Source organism: Buchananella sp. 14KM1171, assembly GCF_041380365.1.
Lineage (GTDB): Bacteria > Actinomycetota > Actinomycetes > Actinomycetales > Actinomycetaceae > Buchananella > Buchananella felis.
The window spans coordinates 1,612,195-1,624,854 of sequence record NZ_CP159981.1 but is presented as its reverse complement, the minus strand read 5'-3'; the positions used below and the strand labels follow the sequence as shown (position 1 = coordinate 1,624,854).

Here is a 12,660-nt window from a genome sequence, read left to right as displayed (position 1 = left end):
GCGCCTACACCGAGAAGTGCGCCTCACATTGGCCGCCCAGGGCGCGGGCGACCGCGCGGGAAAAGCGCGGGTTGAGCGGGGGCAGCGCGTCGGCGCGCACGAACCGGGCCGCCACGTTCTCCCCGTCCGCCGGGTGGGGTTCGCCGGAGATCCACTCGTAGGCGAACGCGATGTCCAGGTATGAGGTGACGTCCCCGTTGGGGTAGGTGACCGGTCCCACCACCTCGGTGGAGAGCAGCCGCACGGCGCGGGCCTGGACGGCCGCCTCCTCCTCGATCTCGCGGGCACCGGCAACGGCCGGTTCCTCGCGCGGGTCGATTATGCCGGTCACCGGCGTCCAGTGGCCGTTGTCCGCGCGCTGCACCACCAGCACCTCCACGGCGGCGGGGTCCAACGGGGCGGACCAGTCCAGGGCGGGGCGCGTGGCATCGGCATCGGCGGCGCCGTCCGGGACGGCTGGGGCCGTGGCGGCGGCGCCGTCCGGGGCGGCAACGGCGCGCACCACGACGGCGGTGACACCGGGCAGCCAGAGCTCGGTGTTTCCGATCTGGGCGCGCAGTTCAAGGATGAAGTCCGGGGTGGCCATGGACGAAAGGCTACCGCGCGCGGCCGCGCTGGCCCGGCCCGCCCCACGCCTGCCCGGCCCGGAGTTGGACCCGCGCACACCCCGACCCGCCCCGGACCTCCCGCCCCGGCTGCCCTTGGCCGCGCTGGCCCGGCCCGCCCCACGCCTGCCCGGAATCACCGGCCCGGTGTTCCCGGGCGCAAAGCCTGCGGGGTGGGGAGGGCGTTTCCGCCCTCCCCACCCCGCAGCCCAGGTATGGGTTAGCTCAGTTGCCGAACAGGCGGCCGAGCCAAGAGCCGCCGCCCTCGCCCTCGTGCCCCTGGCAGCGCTCGGACTGGGGAACGCCAGCCAGCGCCTGCTCGATGTGCTGACCGCACCCGGACCAGGTGGCCTTACCGCACTTGCGGCACGTCACTCGACTACACATGTTCAGTTTCCTTCCTTAACGAGGATCTCTGCAGCCCGCTTCCCGAGGGTGGTCCGCATGGTCAGCATGCCTCCACTCATGTTGGCGGCCTCCAACCCAGCCGCCAGCAGGACGCGGGTGGCCAGGTAGGAGCGCATCCCGGAGGCGCAGTGCACGTGGACCTTGCGGCCGTCGGCCGCAGCGCGCACCTCCTCCAGGCGCTCGCGCAATTCCGTGTGCGCGATGTTCATGGCGCCGGGCAGGTGCCCGGTCGCAAATTCGGCGGGGCTACGCACGTCAAGCACAAAGCCCCCACTGGCCAGAACGTCGTCCACCTGGGAGGCGTGCCAGAGCGGCATGGTCCCGTCCAGGACGTTCGTTGCCATCATGCCGGCCATGTTGACCGGGTCCTTGGCGCTGCCGAACGGCGGCGAGTAGGCCAGGTCCAGGTCGATCAGGTCGGCCATCTGCATGCCCGCCTTCAGGGCGGTGGCGAAGACGTCGATGCGCTTGTCGACGCCGGCCTCGCCCACGCCCTGCGCGCCCAGCAGCGCGCCGTCCATCCCGAAGTGGACCACCAGGTGCATCTGCACCGCGCCCGGGAAGTAGCCCGCGTGGTTCATCGGGTGCAGGTGGATCGTCTGGTACTCGATGCCTGCGGCGTCCAGGGAGGCGCGGTTGGCGCCGGTCAGCGCGGCGGTCAGCTTGCCGGCGCGCACGATCGCGGTGCTGGCCAGGCGGGGCAGCTTGTGGTGGGTGCGGCCGCTGATGGCGTCGGCCACCAGACGACCGGCGCGGTTGGCCGGACCCGCCAGCGGGACCGGGCGGCGCATGCCGGTGGCGCTGTCCACGCTCATGGTGGCGTCACCCACAGCCCACACGTTCTCCACGTTGGTGCGGCCCAGCTCGTCGATCAGGATCGCGCCGCGCTCGCACTCGACGCCGGCCGCCTCCCAGGTGGCGGTGTCCGGGCGAACGCCCACGCTCAGCACCACGAAGTCGGCCTCCAGGCGGGTGCCGTCCCCCAGCTCCACCACGTCGAAGTCGGCGCCCGGCTCGATCGAGGTGGCGGCCACGCCGTCGTGCACACTGACGCCGATGCGCTCCAGCTCGGCGCGCACCAGCACCGCCAGCTCGGACTCGAGCGGGGGCAGCACGTGCGGGGCGAGCTCCACCAGGCTCACCGCCAGGCCCCGGTGGGCCAGCGCCTCGGCAGCCTCTAGGCCGATGAAGCCGGCGCCCAGCACCACGGCGCGCTTGGACTGTCCCGCCAGGCGCTCCAGCTCCAGGGCGTCCGGCACCGTGCGCAGCGTGTGCACGCGCGGGGAGTCAATGCCCGGGATCGGCGGGCGCAGGGCGCTGGCGCCGGGAGCCAGGATTAGGTGGTCGTAGCCCAGCGTGTAGGTGCCCTCCGGCCCCTCCACCGTCACCTCGCGGGCGGCGGTGTCCAGGGCCGTCACGGCGGAGTTGATCCGCACGTCCAGGGCCAGGGCGGCGCGCAGCCTGCTCGGGGTCTGCACCTGCAGCGCGGACTCGTCCTTGATCTCGCCGCCCACGTAGTAGGGCAGGCCGCAGTTGGCGAACGAGACCTCGCCGCCACGCTCCAGCACGATGATCTCGGCGTCCTCCTGCAGGCGACGCAGGCGGGCGGCGGCGCTCATTCCACCGGCCACACCACCAACCACAACGACTCGCATGGTGTCACTTCCTCCCCCGGGGCGCTCGCCCCAATCACCTTCCAAAAATACCCCGGGGGGTATACGCTGGCAAGCGGTAAACGGAAGGACAAATATGACCGCGCCCACACCCGCACCGGAGGACAGCGCCGCCTCCCACCGCCGCATCCTCAACCGCCTCAAGCGCGCCCGCGGCCAGCTCAACGCCCTCATCGAGTCCTTCGAGTCCGGCGCCGACTGCCGCAGCGCGGTCACCCAGCTCGCCGCCGTCACCTCCGCCCTGGACAAGGCCGGCTTCGCCATCATCGCCGCCGCCATGCGCAACTGCGCCATCGCCGAGGCCACCACCGGCGCCGCAAACTCCGCCGCGAGCGCTGAGACCGCCACCGGCGCCACAAACTCCGCCGCGAGCGCTGAGACCGCCACCGGCGCCGCCACTTCCCCCACCGGTTCGGGCTCCCTTTCCCCCGATTCGCCCGCCACGCAGGCCGGAGTGGACGACGCTGCCACCGGCCACCCTTCCAACGCGACCAACACCGGCAACGCAGGCAGCACGGCCAACGCCGCCAATCCCCCACTCACCCAGGCGGAGCTGGAGAAGCTGTTCCTCTCGCTGACCTAACCGGGCCGGCGCGCGAAGGCGCGAACCGGGCCACGCCGACGCGCACCTTCGCGCGACAGGCCCAGGCACACCGCCCCCTGCCGCCAAGCCCGGGCCACGCCGACCGGGCGGGTCACCTCCCCCACCGTTCCAGCTCGGCTTTGCCCGGCGGAATCCAAAGGGAGGTGTGGGCCCCGGCAACGTCGTCCCCCAAGGCACCATCCCGCACAAGGGCCGACCTCAACGCAGACAAGTCCCGCAGGTCCTCCCAGCGGTAGCGCACCACCCGCCACCCGGCGTTCACGATCGCGGCCTGGCGCTCCACCCACGCGTAGCGCGACTCGCGCAGCTCCCGGTCGGTGCTCCCCAACTTGGAGACACCATCGAACTCGATAGCCAACCGAAGATGCGGCACCGCCAAATCCACGAAGTAACTGCGTCCCCCCGCCTCCACGCTCTGCTGGCAGACAACCGGCGCGCCCGTCAACGTGGAAAGCACGTACAGCACCACTCGCTCCCCCAGGCTCTCGCAGCCGGGGTCGGCCGCGTTGATGAGCTGGTGGGCACGCCGCCGATCCGGGACGTAGCTCAGCCCCTCCACCAGCCCGTGCAGGCGAGCGCGCACCTGCGGCGCCTGGGCGGCGATCGCCTCCCGACTCGCCCGGCCCCCGCAGGCCTCCAACACCATGAGCCGCATCAGGCCACTCAGCGCCACAACCGCCTCGAGCGGGTGGCTGGTCGCGGCGAAATGAACCGCGACGACAGCCGGATCGTCCACCATCACGCCCCGGCATCGGCGCGGCGGCAGCGGGGCGCGCGCCCAGCTCTGCCTGCGTTCGACGCCCGGCACGACGGTCTTGCCCACCTGCACGGCCGGGAGAGTTTGCGGCATTTTCCGCCCATCGCACCTGACCAGCACATCGGGGTTCTGCACCCACCCGTCGATGCCCATTAGCAGCAGGGCGGACTCGTTCGTGAACACCAGCGGCAGCTTCGCAGTCGCCTGCGTGGCCAGGATCCGGGCCTGCCCGACCGCACTGACAATCTCCCACCGTGGCGCACCGACTGCCCCCGGCGGCAAGCGGAGCGCCACGCCCCTACGGATGCGCACCAGCTGCCCTGGCTCGAAACTGGCGGCCTCACGCCCAGCGGTGAGGACAAGGTCTGACATGTTCACTTGCATGCCTCTGATCTAGCCGCACCAACTCGACAAACGCGATCCGCCCTCGCATTTGTGCAGCTCCGAGAGTTTTCCACAGGCAAGGCGCCGCCTAGCGTTGCGCAACCGTTCGAGGGCTTAGTGAACCTCTCGTAGGGTTGGTGCACCTTTCGTAGGGTTGGTGCACCTCTCGAGGTGTTACCCACTCCGGTAAGCCCTCAATCGGTGCACCAAAACCTCAATCGGTCGGGAAAACGCTCAGTCGGTGCACTAACCCCTCAATCGGTTGCGCACTGCCCGTGCCACGCTTGGCGAAATGGCCGCCCGGCGCAGCGCCACCTTCATGCACGACGCCCCACCGACCCCGCACCGGAACAACCCGCCCGGCGCAGCGGCCACCAAACGGCCCCACCGCCAGCCGCCTGTCCGGGGCGCCTAGGCGATGATCCGCCCGGCGCGCATCTCGACGACGTGATCGGCCAGCTCGCGCACCTCGGGGTCGTGGGAGGCCACGACCACCACGGCCCCACGGTCGGCCTCCTCGCGCAGCACGCGGTGGATGATCTCGGTGGAGGCGACGTCGGCTGCGGCGGTGGGCTCGTCGGCCAGCAGGATGGGGGCGCGCTGGACCAGGGCCTGCGCCACCAGGGCACGCTGGCGCTGACCGCCGGAGACGCGGGAGAGTTGCCGCCCGGCCAGGTCGGTGATGCGCATGACTGCCATGGCGTCGTCCACGCGCTGCCGGTCCCGCGCAGTCAGGCCGGCCATGAGCCCGCGCGCGGGCCAGCATCCCATCTCGACTGCGGCGCGCACGGTCAGGGGCAGGCGCTCGGGGGTGGGCGGGGCTTGCGGCACCAGGGCGACTCGCTGCCCGGCCAGGCCGTCGATGTGTCCGCCCTCGATCTCGAGGCAGCCGGCCAGCGCCAGCAGCATGGTGGTCTTGCCGCATCCGTTGCCGCCCCACAGGAGGGTGATGGCGCCTGCGGGCAGGTGGACGTCGACGTCGTCCAGGGCAAGGATCTCGCCGCGCCGCACAGTCACGCCGTGTAGGCGCAGGCCCTGCGCGGCGCCCTCGGCCCCTTGGCGGGCGCCGGCTAAACCGGCGCCTCCGGGGACGTCGGCGGGGCTGGGCATGGAGTCGGCGCGCATGTGACCAGACTACCCCTGCCAGCGAGAATGATTCGCATTTAGACTGGCGCCATGTCGATTCTCCAGGCCCTGCTGGAACCGCTCGAGGCCGCCTTCTTCACCAACGCCCTGTGGGGCGGCATCCTGGCTGCCTTGATCTGCGCGGTGGCGGGGACCTGGGTGGTGGTGCGCGGGATGGCCTTCCTGGGGGAGGCCGTCTCCCACGGCATGCTGCCCGGCGTGGCGATCGCGGCGGTGGCGGGCGCTTCCCCGCTGCTGGGCGCGGGCATCTCTGCGCTGGTGATGGCGATGGGGATCGGCTGGCTCACCCGCCGCGCCAGGTTGAGCCAGGACACGGCGATCGGTATCGCCTTCGTCATCATGCTGTCGCTGGGCGTGATCATCGTGTCGCGGTCGCGCAATTTCGCCACGGACCTGACCACGATCCTGTTCGGCGATATCCTGGCGATCTCCACCCCGGAGCTGTGGATCCTCTCCGGTGGCCTGGCCTTGACGGTGGCGTTGGCCTTCCTGCTGCGCCGCCCGCTGACCGCGCTGGCCCTGGACCAGAACCTGGCCAAGACGCTCGGTATGCGCCCGCGCCTGGCCCAGGTGGCGTTGACGATCCTGGTGACTATCGCGGTGGTCGCCTCTTACCGCGCGATCGGTTCGCTGTTGGTGGTGGCGCTGCTGGTGGCGCCGGCGGCCACGGCTTCGCTGTGGGCGCGCTCGATCCCGGCCGTGATGGCGTGGGCAGCCCTGTTGGGGTCGGCCGCCGTCGTGGTCGGCCTGTACATCTCCTGGTTTGCAGCCACTGCCGCCGGGGCCTCGATCTCGGTGGTCTCTGGCATGACCTTCTTGGTCTGTGCCGCGCTGCGGCCCGCCTTTTCCCGCCGCCGCGCGGCTGAACCGACCCATTTGGCCGACGACGCCCTCCCGGCCGCCCGGACCAACTAGCCCCGATTTGGAGTAACCATGTCCCGCACCCTGTCTTTCAAGCTGGCAGCCGTCGCCGCCGCGAGCGCCTTGGCGCTCCTGGGCGGCTGCTCCACCCACGACCATGACCATGACCACGAGCACGGCCACGAGCACGGCCACAGCCACGAGGGTCACGACCACGATGGCCACGACCATGAGGGCCACGACGACCATGAGGGCCACGGCCAGGTCGAGGGCGCCGAGCAGCTGAAGGAGCCGGCGCTGTCCCTGGTGACGCTGACCGGGGATGGCCACGTGTCCTTGGTGGACCTGGCGGAGTTGAAGAGCCAGGAGATAGCGCACGTGGACTCGCCGGTGGCGCTGGTGGGCGATGGCCGTTACGTGGCGGTGCAGACCGGCACGGAGGCGCACCTGGTGGACTCGGGCGTGTGGTCTTGGAAGCACGGCGACCACTTCCACTACTACCGCGCTGCGGCCGGCATGGTGGCGCATCTTCCTGGCACGGGCGCGGCGGCAGCGTCGTCGGAGGATTTCGCGCTGGTGCGCGCCGGTGACTCCGCGCTGGTACTGGACAAGGAGGCGCTGACCCCCGGCAAGGCCACCGAGGCCGGCCTGGAGGTGCCCGGGGTGCAGTTCGCGGCGCTGCTGGAGGACACGCTGGTGAGCGTGGAGGGCGGCAAGCTGGTCTCGCGTGAGCTGGGAGACCACCTGCCTGCGTCCCTGCCGGCGGCGCAGTCCCCGATCGACTGCGCCGACTTCAAGGGCGGGGCGGCGATCCGCGACGCCCTGGTGGTGACGTGCGGCAACACGGTGCACACCGCGACCGTGGACCACGCGGCGCAGGAGCTGGTGTTCGCCAGCCACACCCTGCTGGACGTCGAGGCCGGCGCCCTGCCGGTGAGCTTCTGCGGCCGCGCCGATCAGACTCAGCTGGCCGCGACCTCCGGGGACGGCTCGGCGCTGTGGCTCATTGACGCTGCGGGCGCTGAGGTGGGCCGCGTCGCTATCGACGCCCCGGTGGCCTCCGCCTGCGCGCTGGGCGGAGACTCCCACCGGGTGGTCGCGGTGGACGCGGCCGGTGCGGTGCGCGTGTTCGAGGGCAGTAGCGTGATGGGTCTGAACCAGGCCGCCGTCACCGAGGCGGTAGCCTCCCCGCAGGCTGCCAAGCTGGGCATTGCCGTCACGGAGAACCGCGCCTACGTGGTGGGCGCCAAGGGCGATGAGGTACTGGAGATCGACCCGGCCGACTCCGCCCGCGTGGCCCGCACGATTCCCGCCCCCGGCGTGGTGGCGCTGGCGACGGTGGGCCTGTGAGCCGGCGGCTGCGATTGGCCGCGGCGGCGGTGGGCGTCGCCGCACTGGCCGCGCTGGGCGGCTGCAGCGCCACCGGCGACGACGGCAGGGCGTCGGTGGTGGTGACCACGAACGTGCTGGGCGACGTGGTGACCAACCTGGTGGGCGACCAGGCCGAGGTCACGGTGCTCATGCCCCCGAACGCGGACCCGCATTCCTTTGGCGTCTCCGCCCAGGACGCGCTGAAGATGCAGAAGGCGGACCTGCTGGTCTACAACGGACTGGGCCTGGAGGAGGGCCTGCTGAGCCACGTGCGCTCGGCCGCGGACGCCGGCACGCCCACCTTCGTGGCAGGCGACCACGTTGAGCTGCTGGAGTACGCAGGCGGTGAGGCCTCCGGGCCCGACCCGCACTTTTGGACCGACCCCACCCAGATGGTGGCGGTGGTGGAGGCGCTCACCGAGGACCTCGCCAAGATCGAGGGCATAGACGCGGCGAAGTTGAGGGACGACGCTGCCGCCTACACCGCCCTGCTGGAGGAGGCCGATGCGCGGGCCCGCGCCGCGTTCGAGGCGATCCCCGCGCAGCAGCGGGCGCTGGTCACGAACCATCACGTGTTTGGTTACCTGGCGCGCCGCTACGACTTCAGGGTGATCGGCGCGGTGATTCCCGGCGGGGCAACGTTGGCGGCGCCTTCTGCGGCGGACCTGGCCGACCTGGCCGACGCGGTGAAGGAGGCCGGGGTGGGGGCGATCTTCGCGGACGTCTCCAGCCCGGACAAGCTCATCAACACCCTGGCCGAGCACACCGGCATGGACATCGAGGTGGTGCCGCTGTTCACCGAGTCCCTGTCGGAACCCGGCGGGGAGGCGCCCACGTACCTGGAGATGCTGCGGGTCAACACGGAGCGAATCGCCCGGGCGCTCGGCTAAGCCGGGCGGGGCCGCCCGCAGCCTGAGGCTCGCGGGAGTAAGGCTGAAGGGGGGGCGCCGCTTTACCAAGCGGCGCCCCCTTCACTCATTTGCTCAACACCGGGGCTCTTGGGCGTGCCCCGGCGCCGGCGGCTACCTGCAGGCGGTGATCTCGAAGAGGTAGGAGCCCTTGCCGTTCTCCATCACCGTCGTGTACCCCTCCCAGCCCGGCGGGACATCCATGCCGTACCAGCGCGTGTAGTCGAAGTGGATGGCGGTGCCACCGTCCTTCGGGGTGTTGTTCTTGGGCATGGAGAGCATGTAGCGGATGCCGTTGCGCTCCAGCAGCTCGCACACCTCAGGGTCCTTGGCGGCGTAGATCGGGCGCGTGCGCAGCAGGTCCTGCTCCGGGGTGGGCTTGCCGATCCAATTCGCCTCGAAGGAGCGGAACACCACGTTCAGTCCCACCAGCGAGTAGCCGAAGGCGGAGCCGTCGTAGGGGTAGTTGATGATGCGCGCGTCGCCCACGCGGTCCTTGACCTGGCGCATGAACTCCAGCTCTGAGGCGGTCAGCGGCGGGTCCTCGTCCAGCACCGTGTAGCGGTAGACGCGGTCGGCCCTATCGGCATAGTTCTGGCTGTTGACTGTGCGGTGCACCAGCACCCCGGAGGCCAACACCGCCACCAGCACGGCCGCGGCTGCGGGCACCAGGCGGCCCCAGCCCCGCTCCCCCGCGCGGGACAGCGGGCCGGTCACGGCCCCCAGGCCCTGCTCCACCAGCCGGGCCAGCGAGTCCACGCCGGCGGCAAGCAGCACCACGGCCACCAGCACCGGGATGGCGGCCAGGCGCCGCTGGTCGTGGTACCAGAACCCGGTCAGAATGTCTCTAAGGATGGACTTCAGGGCGAAGCCCGTGACGCTCACCGAGGGGACCCCGGAGCCCACCACGTACACGCCCATGGAGACCAGCAGCGCGCCCACCAGCCACAGGCCCCGGTCGCGCCTGAGTACGCGCTCCACCACCCAGATCACGGCCGAGGCCACCACGGCCACCCACAGGAAGGTGGTGGCGGCGAAGTCCGGGGTGGCCCCGGTCAGCACCTCCTTCACCGCGCCGGGCAGGTCCGTGTGGGCGGGCCAGTCCACCAGGATGGTGCGCTCCATCAGCTTGGTGCGGTGCAGCCCGAACCAGGCCAGCGCCAGCGCCCCCAGGAAGCCGGCGCACGCGGCCAGGGCCCACCAGGTGGCGGAGGCAAGCGGCCTGCCCCCCGGGCGCATCCCGGTCACCAGGCGCCAGATCTGCCCCAGCAGGAAGGGAGTGAGCAGGATCGCGCCCGTGAAAACGCCGTTGGGCTGGGCCAGCGCCACACCCACGAAGGCCACCAGGAAGCCGAAGCCCTCCAGCCACAGGGAGGCACCGCGCAGGCTCCAGGCCCGCACGAACAGCGCCATCGCGGCGGGCAGGATCGCCCAGGATAGGGCGTTGGAGTACAGCACGCCCCACATGAGGAACTGCACCGGGAAGGCCGCGAACAGCGCGCTGGCCACACCCGTGGTGAACAGGGCCAGCGGGCGCCCGGGCAGCAGCACCCGGGTCAGGGCCATGGCAGACAGCGGCCACACCACCAGCAGCATCGCGTACACGTTGGCGTTGACCACCACCGGCAGCCACGCGCCCGTGGACTTGACCACCAGGGCCACCACGCCGTGCCACGCGGCCGGGTAGAACGAGGAGCCGATCGTGTTGTCCACCAGGGCCGCCCCGATGGAGGAGCCGTTGGACTCCTGCAGCATGTAGGTGATGACTGAGAAGTGGAAGGGGGTGTCGTAGGTCTGCGTGATCGCCTCCGGCCCGGCCAGGCCGCGCAGATAGGTGTACCACTGCACCAGGCCACCCACCACGACGCCGCCGGCCACGGCGGCCCACACCGGCCAGCCGCCCGCGCCCTCACCGGCCCGCCCGTCGCCGGCACGCCCATCGGCGGCCCGGCCGCCAGTCCCGCCCCCAGACCGGCCTCCAGACCGGCCTCCAGACCGACCTCCAGACCGGGCGGCGCGGGAGGAGGCAGGCGAGGCGGCAGCGTCGTCCACCCCACGCCTACCCAGCAGGGCGGACAGAAGGTAGACCACCGCCGCAATCACCACGCAGGTGGCCAACACGAAAGGCAGATTGAAAGGCAACCCCGCCTTCCCCAACAAGATGGCCGCGCCACCAACCAGTCCCACGGACAAGACGGGCGCGAAAAGCAGCACGTCCACGCCGCGCTTGCGGATCGCATACGCCAGGGCCGCACCGGGCGCCACGTAGACGAGCGCGCTAAGCAGGGTGGGCAAAACGAGTGCAGTAGCGTTCACCAGCAACTCCCTTGAACCGTTCAACCACTCCACCCTAACCCGGCCGTTTCTTCGGAGCGCAGGGGCGCGGCGCGGTAGTGTGGTCGTGGTCCATCCACAGACCCGCGTTTCTCCGTGCCCTGACGAGTTAAGGCCTGCCGTGAACCTAGCCGACCTGAAGATCGCCGCGATCATCCCCTGCTACAACGAGGAGGCGGCCATCGCCACCGTAGTGGCAGACCTGCGCGCCGCCGTCCCCTCGATGGACATCTACGTTTACGACAACAACTCCACCGACCGCACCAGCGAGGTCGCGCGCGAGGCCGGCGCGATCGTGCGTTTCGAGGGCCGCAAGGGCAAGGGAAACGTGGTGCGCCGCGCCTTTGCCGACGTGGACGCCGACGTCTACCTGATGATCGACGGCGATGACACCTACGACGCTGCCGCAGCGCCCGCAATGATCGAGCTGCTGGTGAAGGAGAACCTGGACCACGTGCTCGGCTGCCGCGAGGACGACAAGGACAACTCCGCCTTCCGTCCGGGGCACGCGCAGGGCAACAAGGCGTTCAACGCGCTGGTGAGCTGGCTGTTCAAGGAGAAGGTGACGGACATGCTCTCCGGCTACCGCATCTTCTCGCGCCGTTTCGTGAAGTCCTTCCCGGCGCTGTCGCGCGAGTTCGAGATCGAGACGGAGCTGACCGTCCACTCCATGTCCCTGCGCATCCCGCAGCGCGAGTACGGGGTGGGCTTCAAGGACCGGCCCGAGGGCAGCGAGTCCAAGCTCAACACCTTCCGCGACGGCTTCAAGATCCTGGGACTGATCTGGCGCCTGCTCTCCCACGAGCGCCCCACCCTGTTCTACGGCCTGTGGGCCACCCTGTTCGCGCTGGCCAGCCTGGGCCTGGGCGTGCCCGTGATCTGGGAGTTCGCGCAGACCGGACTGGTGCCGCGCCTGCCCACCGCCGTGCTCTCCTCCGGGCTGGGAATCATCTCGGTGCTCACCGGCGTGGTCGGGGTGATCCAGTCCGGCATCCTGAAGGGACGCCAGGAGGCGATCCGCCTGGCCTACCTGTGCTACAAGACCCCGCTGGGCTGAGCGCGCGCCGACCAGTGAGGCGCGGGCTGAGCGCGCCGCGCCGCCTCCTCCCGGGTGGGGCGTGGCCCAACCTCGACGTTCGCGCCGCCGCCTCCCCGGTGGGGCGTGCCCCAACCTCGACGTTCGCGCCGCCCCGCCTCCTCCCGGGTGGGGCGTGCCCCAACCTCGACGTTCGCGCCGCCTCCTCCCGGGTGGGGCGTGGCCCAACCTCGACGTTCGCGCCGCCCCGCCTCCTCCCCGGCCGGCGCGAAACTAGACGAAAGGCCCTTCAACTCGACGTTTGACCCTTCAACTCGACGTTAGACCCCCGACTAACGTCGAGTTGAAGCCCCGAACGTCTAGTCGAGACCCCGAACGTCGAGTCGAGACCCCAAACGTCTAGTTGGAGCCACCTTCACCAGGCTGCAGCCACCACCCCCAACGCCCAAAAACCATCCCACCCCACCACCTCCCCCAACTTTCCTGACATCGCGTCACCAGCTTTCCGCTTCAAGCTCACACACCCCCGGTAGTGACACCCCGTCAGCTCCCCTATTAGGCTTGCCTTAGCTG

General features: G+C 70.7%; 11 protein-coding genes. 5 read left to right on the top strand and 6 right to left on the bottom strand.

All coding sequences use genetic code 11. From position 1 onward, the window contains the following. Positions 1-4: 4 nt before the first annotated feature. From ABYF38_RS06300 to ABYF38_RS06290, 3 genes are all read right to left on the bottom strand, one after another. Positions 5-586, bottom strand: coding sequence for an NUDIX domain-containing protein (locus tag ABYF38_RS06300; protein ID WP_371151543.1), 582 nt, complete (start codon positions 584-586; stop codon positions 5-7). Positions 587-830: 244 nt separating this feature from the next. Continuing rightward, positions 831-992 carry a hypothetical protein gene (locus ABYF38_RS06295; protein ID WP_371151542.1) on the bottom strand — a complete coding sequence of 54 codons (162 nt, stop codon included), beginning with the start codon at positions 990-992 and terminating at the stop codon, positions 831-833. A 2-nt stretch (positions 993-994) separates the two neighbouring features. Beyond that, positions 995-2,668, bottom strand: a complete 1,674-nt coding sequence (locus ABYF38_RS06290; RefSeq protein WP_371151541.1) for an FAD-dependent oxidoreductase — start codon at positions 2,666-2,668, stop codon at positions 995-997. 94 nt (positions 2,669-2,762) lie between these two features. Here ABYF38_RS06290 and ABYF38_RS06285 point away from each other — a divergent pair, with 94 nt between their 5' ends. Beyond that, entirely contained in the window at positions 2,763-3,269 is a 507-nt protein-coding gene (locus ABYF38_RS06285) for a metal-sensitive transcriptional regulator (RefSeq protein ID WP_371151540.1), read from the top strand. 112 nt (positions 3,270-3,381) lie between these two features. Here ABYF38_RS06285 and ABYF38_RS06280 read toward each other — a convergent pair whose 3' ends face one another. Both ABYF38_RS06280 and ABYF38_RS06275 read right to left on the bottom strand, forming a co-directional pair. Further along, complete coding sequence (locus ABYF38_RS06280; protein ID WP_371151539.1) at positions 3,382-4,431, bottom strand: hypothetical protein; 1,050 nt, start codon at positions 4,429-4,431, stop codon at positions 3,382-3,384. Positions 4,432-4,842: 411 nt separating this feature from the next. Continuing rightward, positions 4,843-5,556 (bottom strand): metal ABC transporter ATP-binding protein, encoded by a 714-nt coding sequence (locus ABYF38_RS06275; protein ID WP_371151538.1) that lies wholly within the window; start codon positions 5,554-5,556, stop codon positions 4,843-4,845. A gap of 51 nt (positions 5,557-5,607) precedes the next feature. Here ABYF38_RS06275 and aztB point away from each other — a divergent pair, with 51 nt between their 5' ends. Genes aztB through aztC form a run of 3 tightly spaced genes read left to right on the top strand, consistent with a single transcriptional unit; the run spans position 5,608 to position 8,699 of the window. Then, the gene (aztB, locus tag ABYF38_RS06270) at positions 5,608-6,492 is read left to right on the top strand and encodes a zinc ABC transporter permease AztB (protein ID WP_371151537.1); all 885 of its coding nucleotides are present in this window, start codon (positions 5,608-5,610) and stop codon (positions 6,490-6,492) included. 18 nt (positions 6,493-6,510) lie between these two features. Continuing rightward, on the top strand, positions 6,511-7,788 hold the full coding sequence (locus tag ABYF38_RS06265; RefSeq protein ID WP_371151536.1) for a hypothetical protein: 1,278 nt from the start codon (positions 6,511-6,513) through the stop codon (positions 7,786-7,788). Next, entirely contained in the window at positions 7,785-8,699 is a 915-nt protein-coding gene (aztC, locus tag ABYF38_RS06260) for a zinc ABC transporter substrate-binding protein AztC (RefSeq protein ID WP_371151535.1), read from the top strand. The genes ABYF38_RS06265 and aztC overlap by 4 nt, the downstream gene beginning before the upstream one ends. Positions 8,700-8,831: 132 nt before the next feature. Here the strand turns inward: aztC and ABYF38_RS06255 are convergent, their stop codons facing one another. After that, a complete protein-coding gene (locus tag ABYF38_RS06255) occupies positions 8,832-11,033 on the bottom strand; it encodes a DUF6541 family protein (protein WP_371151534.1) in 2,202 nt (733 codons plus the stop codon). 139 nt (positions 11,034-11,172) lie between these two features. Here ABYF38_RS06255 and ABYF38_RS06250 point away from each other — a divergent pair, with 139 nt between their 5' ends. Further along, on the top strand, positions 11,173-12,108 hold the full coding sequence (locus tag ABYF38_RS06250) for a glycosyltransferase (protein ID WP_371151533.1): 936 nt from the start codon (positions 11,173-11,175) through the stop codon (positions 12,106-12,108). The last annotated feature ends 552 nt before the right edge of the window (positions 12,109-12,660 follow it).